19 protein-coding genes and 1 pseudogene are annotated in these 18,601 nt (G+C 67.4%); 17 read left to right on the plus strand and 3 right to left on the minus strand.

Features of this window, described 5'->3' with window-relative positions:
* The first annotated feature begins 137 nt into the window (after positions 1 to 137).
* Entirely contained in the window at positions 138 to 998 is an 861-nt protein-coding gene (locus ACTRWB_RS08675; RefSeq protein ID WP_129515037.1) for a LysR family transcriptional regulator, read from the plus strand.
* Positions 999 to 1,058: 60 nt separating this feature from the next.
* Here the strand turns inward: ACTRWB_RS08675 and ACTRWB_RS08680 are convergent, their stop codons facing one another.
* Positions 1,059 to 1,409 (minus strand): VOC family protein, encoded by a 351-nt coding sequence (locus ACTRWB_RS08680; protein WP_129515036.1) that lies wholly within the window; start codon positions 1,407 to 1,409, stop codon positions 1,059 to 1,061.
* Between the two features lie 260 nt (positions 1,410 to 1,669).
* On the opposite strand from ACTRWB_RS08680, the gene ACTRWB_RS08685 reads away from it, so the two are divergent.
* From ACTRWB_RS08685 to ACTRWB_RS08720, 8 genes are all read left to right on the plus strand, one after another.
* Entirely contained in the window at positions 1,670 to 2,809 is a 1,140-nt protein-coding gene (locus ACTRWB_RS08685; RefSeq protein WP_129515035.1) for an LLM class flavin-dependent oxidoreductase, read from the plus strand.
* Between the two features lie 166 nt (positions 2,810 to 2,975).
* Positions 2,976 to 4,169 carry an acyl-CoA dehydrogenase family protein gene (locus ACTRWB_RS08690; protein ID WP_412024434.1) on the plus strand — a complete coding sequence of 398 codons (1,194 nt, stop codon included), beginning with the start codon at positions 2,976 to 2,978 and terminating at the stop codon, positions 4,167 to 4,169.
* A 10-nt stretch (positions 4,170 to 4,179) separates the two neighbouring features.
* Entirely contained in the window at positions 4,180 to 5,940 is a 1,761-nt protein-coding gene (locus ACTRWB_RS08695) for an FAD-dependent oxidoreductase (protein ID WP_446901602.1), read from the plus strand.
* Positions 5,937 to 6,455: a flavin reductase family protein gene (locus ACTRWB_RS08700; RefSeq protein WP_048251065.1), complete on the plus strand. Its 519-nt coding sequence runs from the start codon at positions 5,937 to 5,939 to the stop codon at positions 6,453 to 6,455. The genes ACTRWB_RS08695 and ACTRWB_RS08700 overlap by 4 nt, the downstream gene beginning before the upstream one ends.
* A 39-nt stretch (positions 6,456 to 6,494) precedes the next feature.
* Positions 6,495 to 6,722: a hypothetical protein gene (locus tag ACTRWB_RS08705; protein ID WP_446901603.1), complete on the plus strand. Its 228-nt coding sequence runs from the start codon at positions 6,495 to 6,497 to the stop codon at positions 6,720 to 6,722.
* 10 nt (positions 6,723 to 6,732) lie between these two features.
* Positions 6,733 to 7,776 carry a 2Fe-2S iron-sulfur cluster-binding protein gene (locus ACTRWB_RS08710; RefSeq protein ID WP_446901604.1) on the plus strand — a complete coding sequence of 348 codons (1,044 nt, stop codon included), beginning with the start codon at positions 6,733 to 6,735 and terminating at the stop codon, positions 7,774 to 7,776.
* Positions 7,777 to 7,816: 40 nt separating this feature from the next.
* A complete protein-coding gene (locus ACTRWB_RS08715; RefSeq protein ID WP_446902035.1) occupies positions 7,817 to 9,403 on the plus strand; it encodes a FadD3 family acyl-CoA ligase in 1,587 nt (528 codons plus the stop codon).
* 32 nt (positions 9,404 to 9,435) lie between these two features.
* Complete coding sequence (locus ACTRWB_RS08720; protein WP_446901605.1) at positions 9,436 to 10,209, plus strand: SDR family NAD(P)-dependent oxidoreductase; 774 nt, start codon at positions 9,436 to 9,438, stop codon at positions 10,207 to 10,209.
* A 126-nt stretch (positions 10,210 to 10,335) separates the two neighbouring features.
* Here ACTRWB_RS08720 and ACTRWB_RS08725 read toward each other — a convergent pair.
* Both ACTRWB_RS08725 and ACTRWB_RS08730 read right to left on the minus strand, forming a co-directional pair.
* Positions 10,336 to 10,866: pseudogene (locus ACTRWB_RS08725) on the minus strand (hypothetical protein); the annotation flags it as partial.
* An 849-nt stretch (positions 10,867 to 11,715) separates the two neighbouring features.
* Positions 11,716 to 11,964: a hypothetical protein gene (locus ACTRWB_RS08730; RefSeq protein ID WP_446901606.1), complete on the minus strand. Its 249-nt coding sequence runs from the start codon at positions 11,962 to 11,964 to the stop codon at positions 11,716 to 11,718.
* Between the two features lie 81 nt (positions 11,965 to 12,045).
* Here ACTRWB_RS08730 and ACTRWB_RS08735 point away from each other — a divergent pair, with 81 nt between their 5' ends.
* The 8 genes from ACTRWB_RS08735 (at position 12,046) to ACTRWB_RS08770 (ending at position 18,590) form a co-directional block, all read left to right on the plus strand.
* A complete protein-coding gene (locus ACTRWB_RS08735; RefSeq protein WP_446901607.1) occupies positions 12,046 to 12,723 on the plus strand; it encodes a hypothetical protein in 678 nt (225 codons plus the stop codon).
* 394 nt (positions 12,724 to 13,117) lie between these two features.
* Positions 13,118 to 13,354, plus strand: a complete 237-nt coding sequence (locus ACTRWB_RS08740) for a FitA-like ribbon-helix-helix domain-containing protein (protein ID WP_048251071.1) — start codon at positions 13,118 to 13,120, stop codon at positions 13,352 to 13,354.
* On the plus strand, positions 13,341 to 13,757 hold the full coding sequence (locus ACTRWB_RS08745) for a type II toxin-antitoxin system VapC family toxin (protein ID WP_230684579.1): 417 nt from the start codon (positions 13,341 to 13,343) through the stop codon (positions 13,755 to 13,757). Before ACTRWB_RS08740 ends, ACTRWB_RS08745 begins: the two co-directional genes overlap by 14 nt.
* A 199-nt stretch (positions 13,758 to 13,956) precedes the next feature.
* Positions 13,957 to 14,853, plus strand: coding sequence for a VOC family protein (locus ACTRWB_RS08750; RefSeq protein ID WP_343494476.1), 897 nt, complete (start codon positions 13,957 to 13,959; stop codon positions 14,851 to 14,853).
* 9 nt (positions 14,854 to 14,862) lie between these two features.
* Positions 14,863 to 15,756, plus strand: coding sequence for a CoA transferase subunit A (locus ACTRWB_RS08755; protein WP_446901608.1), 894 nt, complete (start codon positions 14,863 to 14,865; stop codon positions 15,754 to 15,756).
* A 10-nt stretch (positions 15,757 to 15,766) separates the two neighbouring features.
* A complete protein-coding gene (locus tag ACTRWB_RS08760) occupies positions 15,767 to 16,564 on the plus strand; it encodes a CoA-transferase subunit beta (RefSeq protein ID WP_446901609.1) in 798 nt (265 codons plus the stop codon).
* Positions 16,565 to 16,572: 8 nt separating this feature from the next.
* Complete coding sequence (locus tag ACTRWB_RS08765) at positions 16,573 to 17,493, plus strand: enoyl-CoA hydratase (protein WP_446901610.1); 921 nt, start codon at positions 16,573 to 16,575, stop codon at positions 17,491 to 17,493.
* A complete protein-coding gene (locus ACTRWB_RS08770; protein ID WP_446901611.1) occupies positions 17,490 to 18,590 on the plus strand; it encodes an NAD(P)H-dependent flavin oxidoreductase in 1,101 nt (366 codons plus the stop codon). Before ACTRWB_RS08765 ends, ACTRWB_RS08770 begins: the two co-directional genes overlap by 4 nt.
* The last annotated feature ends 11 nt before the right edge of the window (positions 18,591 to 18,601 follow it).

Here is an 18,601-nt window from a genome sequence, read left to right on the forward strand (position 1 = left end):
CCCGGCGCGGGTGGCGCCGCTGCGCGGTCGCGCGGTGCCTGCCGGTCTTCAAGCGCTCGATGGTACCGATTCCGATGGTCATCGGGAAGCCGACTGAAGACATTGACTGTCATCGTTTATGCCGATGACAATGCAGGATGCTCAATCCCGTCTGGCTCAAGACGTTCGCGACCGTCACGAACTGCCGCAGCTTCACCGAAGCGGGCCGGCAGCTCGGGCTCAACCAGTCGAGCGTCAGCGAACACATCCGTCGCCTCGAAGAGAGCGTCGGCCGGCGGCTGTTCGTGCGCGACACGCATTCGATCGCGATGACGGCCGACGGCGAGGCGCTGCTCGTGCATGCGAACGTGATCCTGCAGGCGCTGAACCGCGCGGAATCGCAGTTCCGCAAGCCGCGGCTGCAGGGGCGCGTGCGGCTCGGCGCGTCGGACGATCTCGCGCTCGTCGCGCTGCCGGACGTGCTCGCGGCGTTCCGCGCCGCGCACCCCGACGTCGCGCTGGAGATCACGACCGGCATGACGAGCCGGCTCTACGAACTGATGGACGCGGGCGCGCTCGACCTGATGGTCGGCAAGCGGCGGCTCGGCGAGCGGCGCGGCACGCCGCTGTTGCGCGCGCGGCTCGAATGGGTCGCGCGGCCCGGCACCGTCGTCGATCTGGAGCGGCCGCTGCCGCTCGTGCTGGTCGCCGAGCCGAGCGTCACGCGCGCGGTCGTGCTGAACGCGCTCGCGGAAAAGGGGATCGGCTGGGAAGTCGTGTGTTCGAGCAGCAGCCAGCCGGGCTGCATCGCGGCCGCCCGTGCCGGGCTGGGGCTCACCGCGACATCCCAGTATCTGTCGGCGCGCGGCCTGGCGCCGCCCGTGAACGGCGACGGGCTGCCGGTGCTGCCCGACGTCGAATTCATCGCGCTGGCCGCGAAGCGGCTCAGCCAGCCGGCCGGCACGCTGCTTGAACTGCTGGAAACCAGCGACCTGCGCGCGCCGGGCGCGGACGCGTAGCGCGCCTGCCGCACCTGCCACGCGTGATTCGCGCGCATCCGGTGCCCGCGCCGCACATCGTCATGCCGACCGTTTCTGCGAAATCACCAGCAGCGCGCCGTTCTTGTCCTCCAGCACCGCGCGAAATTCGTGCGGCCCGGCCTGCACGGGCACGCGCACCGATGCACCGGCCTTCACGACCCGCGCCATCGCCGCATACAGATCATCGTCCTCGTCGACCCGCAGCGTGAGCGCCGCGCGCTCGACGATCTGCTCGTCGCCGGCCACCAGCGCGATCGTCAGCGGGCCGCCGTCGAGCGCGCAATAGCGGTCGCCGTCGCGGAACTTCACGCTCAGGCCCAGCCCGTCGACGAACAGCGGCAACGCCGTGTCGATGTCGTCGACCGGATACAGCAGCATCGATACCTTCATCCCGGATCTCCCTTGTCTTGATGTGGGCGGCGTGCAATGCGCCGCCGCTCGATGCTAGCGCGCCGTTCGCGCGTTCACGCAGTCCGATCGGATGACCGTGAAACCCCTCTGTCCCCGCCGGCATGCCGTTACTCCAAACAGACGATGCCCGCGCCCGCCCGCGCGCCGACACTCCCATTCGTGGACCGTCGCTATTGGTCCGTATCGTGCGGGCGGGCCGCACGACCCCGACTCGTCCAACAAACATGGAGACGCACGCAATGAAGTTTTCCCTCATCTACGAAGCCCAGACCACCGACGCATCGCGCGAGGGCGACCACCGGGTGTTCAAGGAGACGGTCGAACAGGCGCTGCTCGCCGAGCAGGTCGGCTTCGACACGATCTGGTGCGTGGAGCACACGTCGCTGACCAACTATGCGCACATGAGCGCGCCGGAAACCTTCCTTGCGTACCTGGCCGGCCGCACGACGCGCATCGGCCTCGGCCACGGCGTCGTGTGCCTGCCGCCGGCGATGAATCACCCGATCAAGGTCGCCGAGCGCGTCGCGCTGCTCGACATCCTGTCGGGCGGCCGCGTGCATTTCGGTGTCGGCAAGGGCGGCAGCCAGCAGGAAGCGGGCGCGTTCGGCTACGACCTCAACGAACTGCAGCCGATGATCGACGAGTCGATGTACCTGGTGCCGAAGATGTTCGTGCAAGACGAGATCGAGCACGACGGCAAGTACATCAAGATCCCGAAGCGCCCGATCCACCCGAAGCCGTTCCAGGATCCGCACCCGCCGATGTATCTCGCGTGCACGAACACCGACGCGCTGCTGCGCGCCGGCCAGCGCGGGATGGGCGCGCTGGTGCTCGGTTTCGGCGGCCCGGACGAAGTCGCGAAGAAGAACGCGGTGTACCGCGAAGCGTGGGCGAACCGCAAGCCGGAAGACCAGGTCGGTTTCCGCCCGACCCAGCACCTCGCGGCGCTGTGCCCGACGGTCGTGATGGCCGACGGCCAGGCGGCCCGCAAGATCGGCATCCGCGGCCAGCGTTATTTCATGGAATCGCTCGCGTACTGGTACACGGGCGGCGAGCGTCCGGACCCGGCGAAGTGGGGCGACGACCTCGTGCAGGCCGACACCGGCGAGATGGTGATCCGCTCGCGCTTCGCGTCGGAGGAAGTCGTCGTGAACTTCGCCGACCCGGCGCTCGCGATGATGAACCCGAACCACGCGTACGGCACGGTGGACGACTGCATCGGCTACGTCGGCCGCCTGCAGGAGGCGGGCGTCGACGAAGTGCTGTTCCTGTGCCAGATGGGCACGGTGCCGCATGAAGCGCAGCTGGAGACGATCCGCAACATCGGCGAGCACGTGATCCCGTTCTTCAACAAGGAAAAGGAACGGGCCTGCGCGTAAGGCCGGCCGCGCCGCGCCCGTCGTCCCTTCGGACGATGCGGCGCGGGCGCGCGACGCCGACCATCGGCGGCAGGACCCATCGCTCGCGGCGCGGGCCGCGACGAACAACTTTGAGAGAGACCGGAGCCGGCGCCGCGGCGCGCGCTCCGTTCCACAGGAGACATTCGTGCATCGCGACAACGATACGAACGCACTGGCCGCCACGCTGATCGCCCGGGCCGAGGCGCTTGCGCCGACGCTGGCCGGCCGTGCCGCGCAGGCGGAAGCGCAGGGCCGCATCCCGGCCGAGACGATCGCCGACATGCAGGCCGCCGGCTTCTTCAAGGTGCTGCAGCCGAAGCGCTACGGCGGCTACGAGCTCGATCCGCAGACCTTCTTCGACATCCAGATGGCGCTCGCGCGCGGCTGCATGTCGACCGCGTGGGTGTACGGCGTCGTCGGCGTGCACAACTGGCAGCTCGCGCTGTTCGACGAGCGCGCGCAGCAGGATGTATGGGGCAACGACCCGGCGACGCTGATCGCGTCGACCTACATGCCGGTCGGCCGCGTGACGCCGGTCGACGGCGGTTTCCGCCTGTCGGGCCACTGGAAGTTCTCGAGCGGCAGCGAACTGTGCGAATGGGTGTTCCTCGGCGCGCTGGTGCCGGCAGCCGTTGCCGGCCAGCCGCCCGAATACCGGACCTTCCTGCTGCCGAAATCCGACTACCGGATCCAGCAGGACTGGGACGTGCTCGGCCTGCGCGCGACCGGCAGCCACGACATCGTCGTCGACGACGTGTTCGTGCCCGCGTACCGCACGCACAAGGCGATCGACGGGATGATGGGCACCAGCCCCGGCCTCGCGGTGAACGATGCGCCGCTGTTCAAGCTGCCGTTCGCGCAGATCTTCGTGCGCGCGGTGTGCACGTCGTGCATCGGCGCGCTGCAGGGCGCGCTCGACGATTTCACCGGTTATGCGGCGACGCGGGTGTCCGCGAACAGCGGCGCGAAGACGACCGACGATCCGGGCGCGCAGAACGCGTGCGCGAACGCGGCCGTCGCGATCGACGAGATGAAGGTGCTGCTCAAACGCAATTTCGCCGAACTGATGGCGTCCGTCACCGGCGGCCCGGCCGTGTCGATCGAGCGCCGCGTGCATTTCCGCTACCAGTCCGCGCAGGTCGCCGAGCGCTGCGCGCAGGCCGCGAACGCGCTGCTGCGCTACGCGGGCGGCAACGGCATCTATCACCGCAATCCGCTGGTGCGCCGCTTCCTCGACCTGCACGCGGCCCGCGCGCACTACGCGAACAACGTGGACCGCTTCGGCCAGAACCTCGGCGCCGTAATGCTCGGCCGCGAGAACACCGACTTCTTCATCTGACGAGGCCGAGATGAGCGACCCGCAAGCACAGCAATACGTGTTCGACGTGGTGGTCGTCGGTTCGGGCGCGGGCGCGCTGCTCGCCGCGTGCCGCGCGGCCGACCGCGGCCTGTCCGTCGTCGTGATCGAGAAGACGGCGCTGTACGGCGGCACGTCGGCCGTATCGGGCGGCGGCATCTGGGTGCCGTGCAACCACCATATCGCGGCGCTCGGCGTGACCGATACGCGTGAGGCCGCGCGCCGCTACATCGAAGCGTGCGTGGCCGGCGCGTCGACGCCCGACAAGCTCGACGCGTATCTCGACCAGGCACCGCAGATGCTGCGCTACCTGGAATCGAAGACGCCCGTGCGTTACCAGTCATTGCCGAAGTACGCGGACTATTTCCAGAAGGTGCCGGGTGCGATGCCGGGTTACCGCGCGCTCGATCCGCTGCCGTTCGACGGCGGGCTGCTCGGCGACGAGTTCGACCGGCTGCGGCCGCCGTCGCCCGGCACGCTGATCGGCGGGCGCGTCGCGGTGACGTCGAAGGAAGCGCACACGCTGTTCTCGCGCGGGCCCGGCTTCATGAAGCTCGCGATCGCACAGTTCGGCCGCTACTGGCTCGACCTCGGGATGCGCCGCCGCACGCGGCGCGACCGGCGCCTGACGCTCGGCAACGCGCTGATCGGCGGGCTGCGCCGCGCGCTGCTCGACCGCAACGTGCCCGTGTGGCTCGACACGCCGATGCGCGACCTGCTCGACGTGGACGGCCGCGTGACCGGCGTGCGCGCGCAGCGCTTCGGGCAACCGGTGACGATCGCCGCGCGGCGTGGCGTGATCCTCGGTGCCGGTGGCTTCGAGCGCAACCAGCCGATGCGCGAGCGCTACCTGCCGCAGCCGACGCAGGCGCAGTGGAGCGCGACGCCGCCGTCGAACACCGGCGACGCGATCGCCGAAGGCCATCGGCTCGGCGGTGCGCTGGCGCTGATGGAACACGTGTGGGGCGCGCCGACGGTCGGTGTTGCCGGCGAGGAGAAGCAGCGCGCGCTGTTCGTCGAACGCAACCTGCCGGGCTGCGTGATCGTCAACCGTCTCGGCAAGCGCTTCGTCAACGAGGCCGCGCCGTATTCCGAATTCGTGCCGGCGATGTATCGCGACCATGCGCGCACCGGCGTGAGCGTGCCAGCGTGGATGGTGTTCGACGCGCGTTTTCGCCGCAAGTATCCGTGCGGGCCGATCATGCCGGCATCGATGATGCCCGACTCGCGGATTCCCGCAGCGTTTCGCGACGTACTCGTGAAGGCCGACACGATCGACGCGCTCGCCGCGCGGATCGGCGTCGACGCGGCCGGCCTGCACGACACGCTGCGCGACATGGCGCGCTACGCGGTCACCGGCATCGACGAAGCGTTCGGCAAGGGCGACAACGCGTTCGACACCTACTACGGCGATCCGCAGAACACCCCGAACCCGTGCCTCGGGCCGGTCGACCAGGCGCCGTTCTACGCGGTGCGGATCGACGCGGGCGACATCGGCACGAAGGGCGGGCTCGTCACCGACGCGTTGGCCCGCGTGCTGCGCGCCGACGGCGCGCCGATCGACGGCCTCTATGCAATCGGCAACACCAGCGCATCGATGATGGGCACGAGCTACCCCGGCGCGGGCTCGACGCTCGGCCCGGCGATGACCTTCGGTTTCATCGCCGCCGACCACCTGGCCGCGCAGGCGGCCGACGCCGGCGGCCGGCCAGCCCGGCCATCCACGACTGAACTTGACGGAGTCCGACCATGAGCGATCTCACCACCCACCCGCTGCGCACCGACATGCTGCTCGCGATGCGCCGCCTCGCGCGCTCCGTCACGGTCATCAGCAGCGCGCACGACGGCCGGCGCTACTCGATGTCCGCGACGGCGGTCGATTCGCTGTCGACCGATCCGCCGTCGCTGCTGATCTGCATCAACCGCACCGCGTCGCTGTATCCGCCGCTCGATGCGGGTGCGCCGTTCTGCGTGAACGTGCTGTCGGCGCGCCACGAAGGCATCGCGATCGACTGCAGCGGCCGCCTGAAGGGCGAAGCGCGCTTCACGACCGGCGATTGGCACACGTCGCCGCACGGTGTTCCTTATCTGCGCGATTCGCAAGCGAGCTTCGTGTGCGAGCAGGACGGCCGCTTCGAATACGGCACGCATACGGTGTTCATCGGGCGCATCCGCGAGGTGCTGATGAGCGGCGACGTCGATCCGCTCGTCTATCTCGACGGCGCCTACACGACACCCGGCGCACCCGCGAACCGCGTGGCCGCGTGACGGCCGCACGGGTTTTACAGCATCCGCAAGAGACGAACCATGACACGCAGACTGAACGGCATCACCGCGAACGTTGACGAGGCCCGGCGCGATGCCGGCGCATCGGCCGCGCGCGAGATCGTGCGCATGCTCGGCGGTGCGGCAGCGCAGGTGCTGAACGCGTTCGCGTACGTCGCACCGGCGCTTGCGTCGAACGCGGCGCTGGTCGTTGCCGGTCGCGAAACCGGCCACGGCGAGCGTGCCCGCCATCCCGCCGGCACAGCGTGAGGAGCCGGCGATGAGTGATTCGCGCTTCCACCGGCTGACTGTTGCCGAAGTGATTTCCGAAAGCGACGACGCGTGCTCGTTCGTGTTCGACGTACCGGCCGCGCTGCGCGACGCATTTGCGTACCGGCCCGGGCAGTTCCTGACGCTGAACGTGCCGTGCGCGGATGCGACCGTCGCGCGCTGTTATTCGCTGTCGAGCGCGCCCGGCATCGACGCCGCGCCGAAGATCACCGTCAAGCGCGTGCGCGACGGCCGCGCATCGAACTGGTTGTGCGACCGCGTGCAGGCGGGCGACACGCTCGACGTGCTGCCGCCGGCCGGCGTGTTCACGCCGCGCACGCTCGACGGCGACTTGCTGTTGTTCGCGGGCGGCAGCGGCATCACACCCGTGCTGTCGATCCTGAAATCGGCGCTCGTGCACGGGCGCGGGATGCTGACGCTGATCTATGCGAACCGCGACGAGCGCTCGGTGATTTTCCGCGACGAGCTGCAGCAGCTCGCGCAGCGCCATCCGGGCCGCGTGCGCGTGATCCATTGGCTTGACAGCGTGCAGGGCATCCCGCAGCAGCGCCATCTCGAGGAGCTCGCGCGGCCGTTCAGCCAGCAGGAGACGTTCATCTGCGGGCCCGCGCTGTTCATGGAGAACGCGCTGACCGCGATGCTCGGCCTCGGGCTGCCGCGTGCGCGCGTGCATGTCGAGCGGTTCGCGTCGCTGCCCGATGCGCCGGCGCAGGCCGATACCGCGGCGTCGGCCGCGGCAACGGCGGCGTCCGGCGACGGCGCGGCGATCGAGACGGTGCTCGACGGCGACGCGTTCGCGTTCGACAGCGCGCCCGGCGAAACACTGCTCGACGCGATGTTGCGCGCAGGCGTGCCGGCGCCGAATTCCTGCCGGATGGGGCAATGCGGCGCGTGCATGTGCCGGATCGAGCGCGGCGAGGTCGCGCTCGACAGCAACCACGTGCTCGATGAAGACGAGATTGCAGCCGGCTGGACGCTCGCCTGTTGCGCGCGGCCCGCGAGCGATGCGCTGCGCGTGGTGTTTCCCGATTGAGCGTGCCGCGCCGGCGGCGCGCACGGCAACCCTGATGCCTATGACGATGGACAATGAAATCCTGACCACGCCCGCGTTGATCGCGCGGGCTGCCGCGCGCCACGGCGCGCATCCGGCGATCGAGTCGGAGCATGGCCGGCTGACCTACGCGGAACTCGACGCGGCGCGCCTCGATGCGGCGCGCGCGCTGCTGGCAAGCGGTATCGAAGCCGGCGATCGCATCGCGGTCTGGGCGCCGAACCTGCCGCAATGGATCGTCGCGGCGCTCGCGATCCACACCGTCGGCGCGATCCTCGTGCCGGTCAATACGCGGATGAAGGGGATGGAGGTCGGCGGCATCCTGCACGACGGCGGCGCAAGGCTGCTGTTTTGCTGCGGCACCTTCCTCGGCGAATCCTATCCGGAGATGCTCGCGCCGCACCGGCCCGCGACGCTCGAGCGTGTCGTCGTGTTCGACGGCGATGCGCCGCGAGGCGCGCGCGACGAGACCTGGAACGCGTTCCTCGCGCGCGGCGCGGCGGTGCCGCTTTCCGCGGTGCGCGAACGCGAGGCGCGGGTGACGCCCGACACCGTGATGGACCTGATGTTTACGTCCGGCACGACGGGCCGCCCGAAGGGCGTGATGACCGCGCACGGCCAGAACCTGCGCGCCGCGCAGGCGTGGGCGGCGATCGCGGGCGTGCGCCACGACGATCGTTACCTGATCGTCAATCCGTTCTTCCACACGTTCGGCTACAAGGCTGGCTGGCTCGCCGCGCTGTCGAGCGGCGCGACCGTGCTGCCGCATCTCGTGTTCCAGCCGGCCGACGTGCTGCGGCGCGTCGCGGACGACCGCGTGTCGGTGCTGCCCGGCCCGCCGACGTTGTACTACGCGTTGCTCGATGCGCCCGATCGCGCGACGCGCGACCTGTCGTCGTTGCGGATCGCGGTGACGGGCGCGGCGGCGATCGCGCCGAGCCTGATCGAGCGGATGCGTGCGGAGCTCGGCTTCGAAACGGTGCTGACCGGCTATGGGCTGACCGAATCGTGCGGCTTTGCGACGCTGTGCCGTCACGGCGACGACGCGGAGACCATCGCTTATACGTCGGGTCGGCCGATGCCGGATGTCGAGCTGCGTATTGCGGGGCCGGGAGGTGCGGCACTCGGGCCGGACGAGACCGGCGAGATCTGGGTGCGCGGCTACAACGTGATGCGCGGCTATTTCAACCAGCCGGACGCGACGCGCGAGACCGTCGATGCGGAAGGCTGGCTGCATACGGGCGATCTCGGCTGCGTCGATGCGAACGGCAACCTGAAGATCACCGATCGAATCAAGGACATGTTCATCGTCGGCGGTTTCAACTGCTATCCGGCGGAGATCGAGCGGCTGCTCGCCGCGCATCCGGCGATCGCGCAGGTCGCGCTGGTCGGCGTGCCCGATACGCGGCTCGGTGAGGTCGGGCACGCGTATGTCGTGCTGCGTCCCGGCGCGCATACCGACGCCGACGAGCTGAACGACTGGGCGCGCCGCAACATGGCGAATTACAAGGTGCCGCGGTTTTTCACGTTCGTCGAGCAACTGCCGACGAGCGCGGCGGGCAAGGTGCTGAAGTACCGGTTGCGCGCGGCGACCGAAGCGGCGGCCTGATCGGTGCTGCCACATACGAACGGGATGAACGCATGAACGACAACGGGTTTCCGCAGGGCGCGGTGCTGGTGTTCGGCGGCAGCGGCGGGATCGGGCAGGGCGTCGCGCTCGAGTTCGCGCGCGCCGGCGTGCCGGTCGCGGTGGGTTACCGCAGCAAGGCCGACGTGGCCGAACGCGTCGCGCGTGATATTCGCGGCGAAGGTGTGGCGGCCACCACGCACTGCGTGGACGTGACCGATTCGGCGCAGGTCGATGCCGCGCTCGCGGCCGCGATCGACGCGCATGGCCGCGTGCACACGGTCGTCTGGGCAGCCGGGCCGTTCGTGAACCAGCGCCATATCGGCGACATGACGCACGACGACTGGCGGCGCGCGATCGAGGTCGAGACGATCGGCTTCTTCGTGGCGGCGAAAGCCGCGCTGCCGCACTTCCGCGCGTCGGGCGGCGGATCGTTCGTGACGCTCGGTTCGGCCGGGCATCTGCGCTGGCCCGATCGCGACGGGCTGTCGGTCGCGCCGAAGGCGGCGAACGAGGCGCTGGTCAAGGGGCTCGCGCGTGAGGAGGGCAGGTACAACATTCGCGCGAATTCGATCCTGGTCGGCGTGATCGAAGCGGGGATGTTTCCGGTGCTGCTCGAACAGGGGCAGTTCGATCAGGCGTGGATCGACGAGACGCAGAAGATGCTCGCGCTCAAGCGCTGGGGAAAGGCGCACGACGTGGGGCGGGCGGCGGTGTTTCTGGCGTCGGACAGGGCGGATTATGTTACGGGGCAGCAGTTGAATGTGTCGGGTGGGTATGGGTTGTAGCGGGCGTGAAAAAGCCCGCTTGGATGAGCGGGCTTCAGATTTACTCAAGGTGTGTCAGATGCCCGGAACAGCGACATCACCAGTTTGTGCACTTTTTGTCAGTATGCACTTCTGGTACGCGTATCACGATGTCACGCATTCCTTGTCGTGACAATTTTCCTCCCGGAAATCCCGCTGTTGCACGAGCTGCATCGTGACAGATCGAAAATTCAGGAGTGGTTTTGGCCTTGACACAGTCGAAGGTCGTTTGTTGCAGTGGAGACGCCATCACATCGCTTGCGGGGTGGTTGGCAATCGGATGAGCCACGGGCGAGTTCGATTGGGTCAAAGGGACGTACGTTGACCATAGGGAGTCAGTTGTCCGGACATTGCATCCTCAATCATCGCGCCGATTAGCGAATTAGGTACAACCCGTAACGTTTCGGTTTGAAGAACCGATTTGCCATCCATGGTTTGCGACTTGGCGAAATCACACGGAGCCTTGCACGTGATGCGATTCGAAATGCTCGGATCGTCCTCGTCGACCAACAGCAGAATATAATTACCGTCCTTCAGGCCAATGTAGCGCATCATGACGAGGGCCTTTGTCGCTTTTCCTGCTCTCACGTCGTCTTCACTGAGCGCTGGCTCGTAACCATACGTGCCATCCTGACTCATTGCGTAGTTGTGTGACGGGGGCCGAGGTGCAGGCGAAGCAACTACCTGCGGTGGAGGTTGTTGTGCCGTGGCGGTATCGCTCGACGCGCCGGGGCTCGCTGCGGAAGATTGAGTGTTGTTGTCGGACTGATTCGAATTACAACCTGCTACCACGGCTGCAGCCAACAAAAGAAATACGATGCGATTCACATTTTACCCGCTAGTCGATTGGTCTCATTTACTGCCGATGGCATCCCGAGTTACTGGAGAATGGCTGCGTCACCAGTGATTTTCTAGTGGTCAGGTTGATTGCCAAATCGGCCTGCTCTTGGTCGATGGATTGTACCAAGACACGCAGTTCACGTGTTGTCATAGGAAGTCCGTAAATCAGCACATCGTGATTGGATTTGCTTTACAGAGAGGCACGACGGTTTTCATGATGTTGAAGTTGAGGCGAATTGTGCATCATGACAATGCCATTATTTTTTGCAGCTGCAGTTACCTCGCACTGGTCGTCACGTAATCGACGTCTTCATCGGTCCGCCGTTGTAATCTCGACTGATGTATTGATCCATTGACGGACAAGATGCATGCGCACGCATCGGTATTCACCCTGCCTCGGCACGCGCGATTGCGCATCGGCCTCGCTTGCGACCGGCGCGAGGTCACACCTTTGCAACGCTTCTTCAATCTATTTCGCCGCGCGCGATTGATCGCATTGACGAATCGCGTGCGCTGACGGCCGTCTGGCCTCATTCGATACGCGTTGCGGCATCAACGCGCGATACGGCGAATCGCGTGTTTCGCCTTCGTCTGCCGAATACGGATACGTTCCTGAAACATTTCTCCCGATTCCGCCCCGCGTGACCGTCAGTGTCCGGCGGTAACGCTTGTCCCGCTTCGGTTTGCGCCGCATGGCACGCGCTTTGCGGTTGACCCGGTGCCGCCGGTGCAAACGAAATTGGCAAGAACGATGAGCGCATCGGCGGCATGCAACGACATCGAAACAAACGGGGAATCGGATCGGGTCGCGGGCGCCGCCTGTTGCGGTGTACGCGTCGCGCAGGCCGTATCGGCCATGCGCACGGTGTAGCGCGTTCCCGATTCGTCGAACAGCAAGCTTGCTTGCAAGGTGTCGTGCCGGGGATCGCGCCACGCATTGCGCAAGGGGCGCATGCGGGGGGACGGCGCGCCCGGCACATGTCGGGGGAGGCGCCCGTGAAAATGACGGTGAGCCAATGGGCAGCCGCCGCGGTGCTGTTCGCCGCGAGCGCGCACGCGCAGGAGATCTACCTGCAGGGCGGTACGCAGGGCGTCGGTATTGGCGCGACCGTGAGCTTCAATTCGATGCTCGGTGCGCACGCGGATTTCAATGCGATCGATCTTTCGCATGACTTCACGGTGGCCGGCAATCGCTATCAGGACGACCTGAAGCTGCGCCAGGGCGGCTTGTACGCGGACATCTTTCCGTGGCGGGGCAGCGGTTTCCGCGCGACGGTCGGGATGCGCTTCAACGACGACGAGCTGCGCGGCGTATCGGAGCCGACCAACGGGACTTACGTGTTCGGCGGCAAGCGTTATCCGGCGTTGCCGGGGATGTATGCGGTCGCGGAAGCGCGCTATCCGACCGTGATGCCGTATGTCGGGATCGGCTACGGGCATCGGCCGGCGTCGAAAGGGCTGGGATTCGTCGCCGACCTCGGCGTCGCATACGGGATACCGAAGTGTTCATACACGCTGTCGCCGGAGCTGGCGGCCGCTGCGGGACCGGCGAAGAGCCAGATCCTGGTCGCCAGCGGGCTGGACCAACTGCGGCAGGTGATGTCGCGCTATCGGTGGTACCCGGTCTTGCAGATCGGGATTTCGTATCGGTTTTGAGCGGGTGAGTTGTCGTCGAGCGTGTTGAGCGGTGTGTTGCCGATAGGGACGTGCCAACAAGTCACGTGCGATTTGGCCAGATGGACGGGGGCTGCCTCGCGTGATCCACCCGGACGCGGCGAATGCAGTCGCCCCACGTGGGTCTGCGCGAGCTTGCGCAGGCTGGACCGCGTCGATTAGCCAATCGGCCGTCTGTTCCGTCGTTCCGATCCGGCATACCTTGCAGACAGCAGTTCGACGTGTCGGGCGAGTGACGAAAGCCGAATGGATTCATGCGGCGGTTGCCGCTCGCCGACGCCAACCACCGTTTTCCCTCAGTCGATGACGATGATAGCAATGCTTGCATTTCACCGTCACATTGCTATCATTGATAGCAATCTGGATGGAGGGACCTATGGCAAATCTTCTGGTGCGTAACGTGGATGACGATATCGTTCAGAGCCTGCGCGAGCAGGCTGCGGCAAATGGCAGGAGTGCCGAGGCCGAACATCGGGCCATTCTGGCCGATGCGCTCGGCCGGCCGAAGCGAAGGACATTTGCGCAAGTGCTGATGAGCATGCCCGATGTTGGCGAAGACACGGATTTCCAACGTGTTCAGGATTCCGGCGAGGTCAGGCGTGTTTTTGATTGATACGAACGTCATCAGCGAAATCAGGAAGGGCAAGCGAACCAACCGCGGCGTGCGGGCGTTCTTCAGGCAGGCCGAAGCCGACGCGAGCCCGCTTTACCTGTCCGTCGTGACAGTGGCCGAACTTCGGCGCGGCGTCGACCTGATCCGTCATCGCGGCGATCACAGCCAGGCGTCGGCGCTCGAGGCATGGATGGCGACGATCCTGTCCGGCTATGCGCCGAACATCCTGCCGGTCGATATCGAGACCAGCCAGATGTGGGGGCATTTGCGCGTGCCCGATCCGGCGCACGAACTCGACAAGCTGATCGCGGCCACCGCGCTGATCAACGATCTCACGGTCGTCACGCGCAATGTCGACGATTTTGCGCGCACCGGTGTCCGGCTGCTGAACCCGTTCGATTGATTCGGTTTGCCGCACCGCGGCAACCTGCCTCCGCTTCCCGTCTGTCCCTTCACGCGTAGCCCGTTCCGCCGGGCTTCCGCGCTTCTCCGCGCCACCACGATTCCCCGCCGCCTCTCGTCCCAACAGACGATGTAACACCACCCCCGACCGGCCAGAATCCTTTCACGAACAACGGATTCTGAACCAGGAGGAGGCCGACATGATCGATGTCCGTGCGCTTGGCTATGTCGTCGTCGAGGCGACGCGCGTCGATGCGTGGCGCCGCTACGCGGAAGACGTGCTGGGCATGCAGGCGCTCGACGCGCCCGACGGCGCGCTGTACCTGAAGATGGACGAGCGCGATTTCCGCTACGTGATCGTCCCCGGCACGACCGACCGCTATTTCGCGTCGGGCTGGGAACTGCCCGACGGCGCCGCGTTCGACGCCGCGCTTGCGGCGCTGCAGCGCGCCGGCGTCGAGCCGATCCGCGCGACGCCCGCCGAAGCCGCGCTGCGCCGCGTGCAGGCGATGGCATGGTGCACCGACCCGTCCGGCAACCGCCACGAGTTGTACTGGGGCGCGCGCTGCGATTTCCGCCGCTTCGTGTCGCCGCTGGGCGTCGCGCGTTTCGTCACCGGCGACATGGGGCTCGGCCACGCGGTGTTGCCCGCGCCGCAGTTCGACGCGACCGACGCATTCGTGCGCGGCGTGCTCGGCTTCGAGCTGTCCGACATCTTTCGGGTGAAGTTCACGGCCGATCCGGCCGAACCCGAAAAGCGCATCCATTTCATGCACTGCCGCAACGCACGCCATCACAGCCTCGCGCTGTTCGAGATGGCCGTGCCGTCGGGCTGCGTGCACGTGATGGCCGAAGTCGACTCGATGGACGAAGTCGGCCGCGCGCTGGACCGCGTCGCCGCGCACGACGTGAAGATGTCGGCGACGCTCGGCCGGCACTGCAACGACCAGATGATCTCGTTCTACATGAAGACCCCCGGCGGCTTCGATCTCGAATACGGCTTCGGCGGCCTCACGGTCGACTGGTCGAAGCACGCGGTATTCGAGGCCACCAAGGTGAGCCAGTGGGGCCACGATTTCAGCATCGGATACCGGTAAGCCAGCACGATGACGATGAAACCTCTCGACAAGACGATGTCCGCGCGCGACGTGGTCGCGCAACTCGCCGACGGCATGACGATCGGTATCGGCGGATGGGGGCCGCGGCGCAAGCCGATGGCACTGGTGCGCGAAATCGCGCGCTCGAACCTGAAGGACCTGACGGTCGTCGCGTACGGCGGCGCCGATGTCGGCCTGCTGTGCGCGGCGGGCAAGGTCCGCAAGGTGGTGTTCGGCTTCGTGTCGCTCGACGTGATCCCGCTCGAACCGCATTTCCGCCGTGCCCGCGAACAGGGCCGCGTCGACGTGCTCGAACTCGACGAAGGGATGCTGCAGCTCGGCCTGCGTGCGGCCGCCGCGCGCCTGCCGTTCCTGCCGACGCGCGCCGGGCTCGGCACCGCGCTGCTCGATCACGCGCCGGAACTGCGCACGGTGAGCTCGCCGTACGACGACGGCGAGACGCTGCTCGCGATGCCGGCGATCGAACTCGACGTCGCGCTGCTGCACGTGAATGCGGCCGACCGGATGGGCAACACGCGCATCGACGGCCCCGATCCGTTCTTCGATGCATGGATGGCGCGTGCCGCGCAGCGCTGCTACGTGTCGGCGGAAACGGTCGACGCATCGATCGCGACCGAAGACCTCGACGCCGCGAAACGCAACCCGTTCGAGCGTTCGCTCGTCACGGGCGTCGTGCACGCGCCGGGCGGCGCGCACCCGACGTCGTGCGGGCCGGCCTACGGCTGGGACTTGCCGCACCTGCGCGCGTACTGCGCGAGCGCGGAAGACGATGAGAAAACGGCGGCGTACCTGTGCGACGTGGTCGGCCAGGACGAACGCCAGTACCTCGAAGGCGTCGGCGGGCTGTCGCACGTGACGACGCTGCCGTTGCCGATTCTGTAAAGGAGCGCCTGTGAGCGAATCTCTCGACCATTCCCTCGCGGAACTGATGATCGTCGCGTCCGCGCGACTCTGGCGCGACGACGGCGAAGTGCTGGCGACCGGCATCGGCACGGGCCCGCGGCTCGCGGCCGGCCTCGCGCGGCTCGCGTACAACAACGGGCTGATGCTGACCGACGGCGAAGCGTATCTCGTCGAGGAGCCGGTGCCGCTCGGCCCGCGCCCCGACGGCTATCGCGTGAAGGCGAGCGGCTGGATGACCTACGAACGCGTGTTCGACTGTCTGTGGCACGGCCGCCGCCATGCGCTCGTGATGCCGACGCAGATCGACCGCTTCGGCCAGGCCAACATCTCGTGGCTCGGCGACGACTACGCACAGCCAAAGACTCAACTGCTCGGCGCGCGCGGCTTCCCCGGCAACTCGACGAACCACGCGAACTCGTTCTTCGTCAGCGGCCACGGCAAGCGCACGTTCGTCGCCGGCGAAGTCGACATGGTGTGCACGGTCGGCTACAACCCGGCGCGCCGACTGCCCGGGATGAAGACCTTCGTCGACCTGCGCAGCATCGTCACCGACCTGTGCGTGATGGATTTCGGCGGGCCGGACCACGCGATTCGCGTGCGCTCGCTGCATCCGGGCGTGAGCTTCGACGAGGTGCAGGACGCGACCGGCTTCCCGCTGATCGCGCATCCGGAACTCGCCACGACGGCCGCGCCGAACGCGGAAGACCTGCGCATCGTCCGTGCACTCGATCCGCACAACCTGCGCGCGACGATCGTGCGCAACAATCCGGCGCCGCGCCGGGGATGAGGCCTGACATGGAAGCGACCCAGGTGACGTTCGGCGACGGTGTCGTCGACTACGCGGTCGAAGGCGGCATCGCGACGATCACGATGAACCGCCCCGAGTATCACAACGCGCAGAACTCGAAGATGACGTATGCGCTCGACGCGGCGTTCCGGCGCGCGGCGCACGACGACGCGGTGAAGGCTATCGTGCTAGCGGGTGCCGGCAAGCATTTCTCGGCGGGGCACGACATCGGCACGCCGGGTCGCGACATCCACGAGTCGTTCGATCGCGCATCGCTGTGGTACGACCACGTCGACAAGGAAGGCGGCGAATTCCTCTATGCACGCGAGCAGGAGGTGTACCTCGGGATGTGCCGGCGCTGGCGCGACCTGCCGAAGCCGACGATCGCGATGGTGCAGGGCGCGTGCATCGCGGGCGGGCTGATGCTCGCGTGGGTGTGCGACCTGATCGTCGCGTCGGAGGATGCGTTCTTTGCGGATCCCGTCGTGCGGATGGGGATTCCGGGCGTCGAGTATTTCGCGCATGCGTACGAACTGAACCCGCGCATCGCGAAGGAATTCCTGTTCCTCGGCGAGCGGATGCCGGCCGAACGCGCGTACCAGATGGGGATGGTCAACCGCGTGGTGCCGCGCGAGCGGCTGCGCGACGCGACCTACGCGATCGCCGCGAAGATCGCGACGATGCCGCGCCTCGGGCTGACGCTGACCAAGCAGGCGCTGAACCACGTCGAGGAACTGCAGGGCAAGCGCGCGGCGATGGACGCGGCGTTCGCATGGCATCACTTCGCGCATGCGCACAACGAGCTCGTCAGCGGCGACCGCCTCGGCGGCTACGACGCGCGCAGCATGGCCAGCTCGCAGCGCCAGCCGAACGGCGCGGACCGCGGCGATGCGGCGGCGCCGGTCGCCGTCAACGGAGCCGCAGCATGAGCACGACGCTTCACAGCCCGCTCCATACGCCGTTGTGCGACCTGCTCGGCTGTCGTTACCCGATCGTGCAGACCGCGATGGGCTGGGTGGCCGACGCGCGGCTCGTCGCGGCGACCGCGAACGCGGGCGGCTTCGGCTTCCTGGCCGGCGCGACGCTCGAGCCCGATCAGGTCGAGGCCGAGATCCTGAAGGTGAAGTCGCTGACGGATCACCCGTTCGGCATCAACTTCCACATGTTCCAGAAGAACGCCGCGCAGGTGGTCGATCTCGCGATCAAGCACCGGCTGCGCGCGGTCAGCTACGGCCGCGGGCCCGACGCGAAGACGATCCGCCGCTTCAAGGAGGCCGGCATCGTCTGCATGCCGACCGTCGGCGCGCCGAAGCATGCGGCGAAGGCGGTCGAACTCGGCGCGGACATCGTGACGGTGCAGGGCGCGGAGGGCGGCGGCCACACGGGCTCGGTGCCGACCACGCTGCTGCTGCCGAAGGTGCTCGACGCGGTGCGGGTGCCGGTCGTCGCGGCCGGCGGGTTCTTCGACGGGCGCGGGCTGGCTGCCGCGCTCGCGTACGGCGCGGCCGGCATCGCGATGGGCACGCGCTTCCTGATGACCGCCGAATCGCCGGTGCCGCGCGAAACGCTCGACCGCTACGTCGCGGTCGGCGACCCGGCGCGCATCCGCGTGTCGGACGCGCTCGACGGGCTGCCGCAACGGATGATCGACAACCCGTATCTGCTGAAGCTCGAACGCTTCGGCCGGCTGCGCCGCACGTTGTTCGCGCTGAAGACGGCCGAGGCCTGGCGGCGCCAGAACGGGCTGCGCACGAGCGACATGCTCGGCCTCGCGATCAAGGCGCTGCGCTCGCACGACTACACGGCAAGCCAGACGCTGATGGCCGCGAACGCGCCGTTCCTGATCCAGCGCGCGATCGTCGAGGGCCGCCCCGACGAAGGCGTGCTGCCGAGCGGGCAGGCGGCGGCGATGATCGGCGCGATCGAATCGTGCGACGCGCTGATCGCGCGGATTGTCGCGGAAGCCGGCGAGCGGCTCGACGCACTGGCCGCGCTGCGTGGCGCGGCAGCGGCGCGGGCCGCATGAAGAACATCACA

It is taken from the genome of Burkholderia sp. YIM B11467, assembly GCF_052952715.1.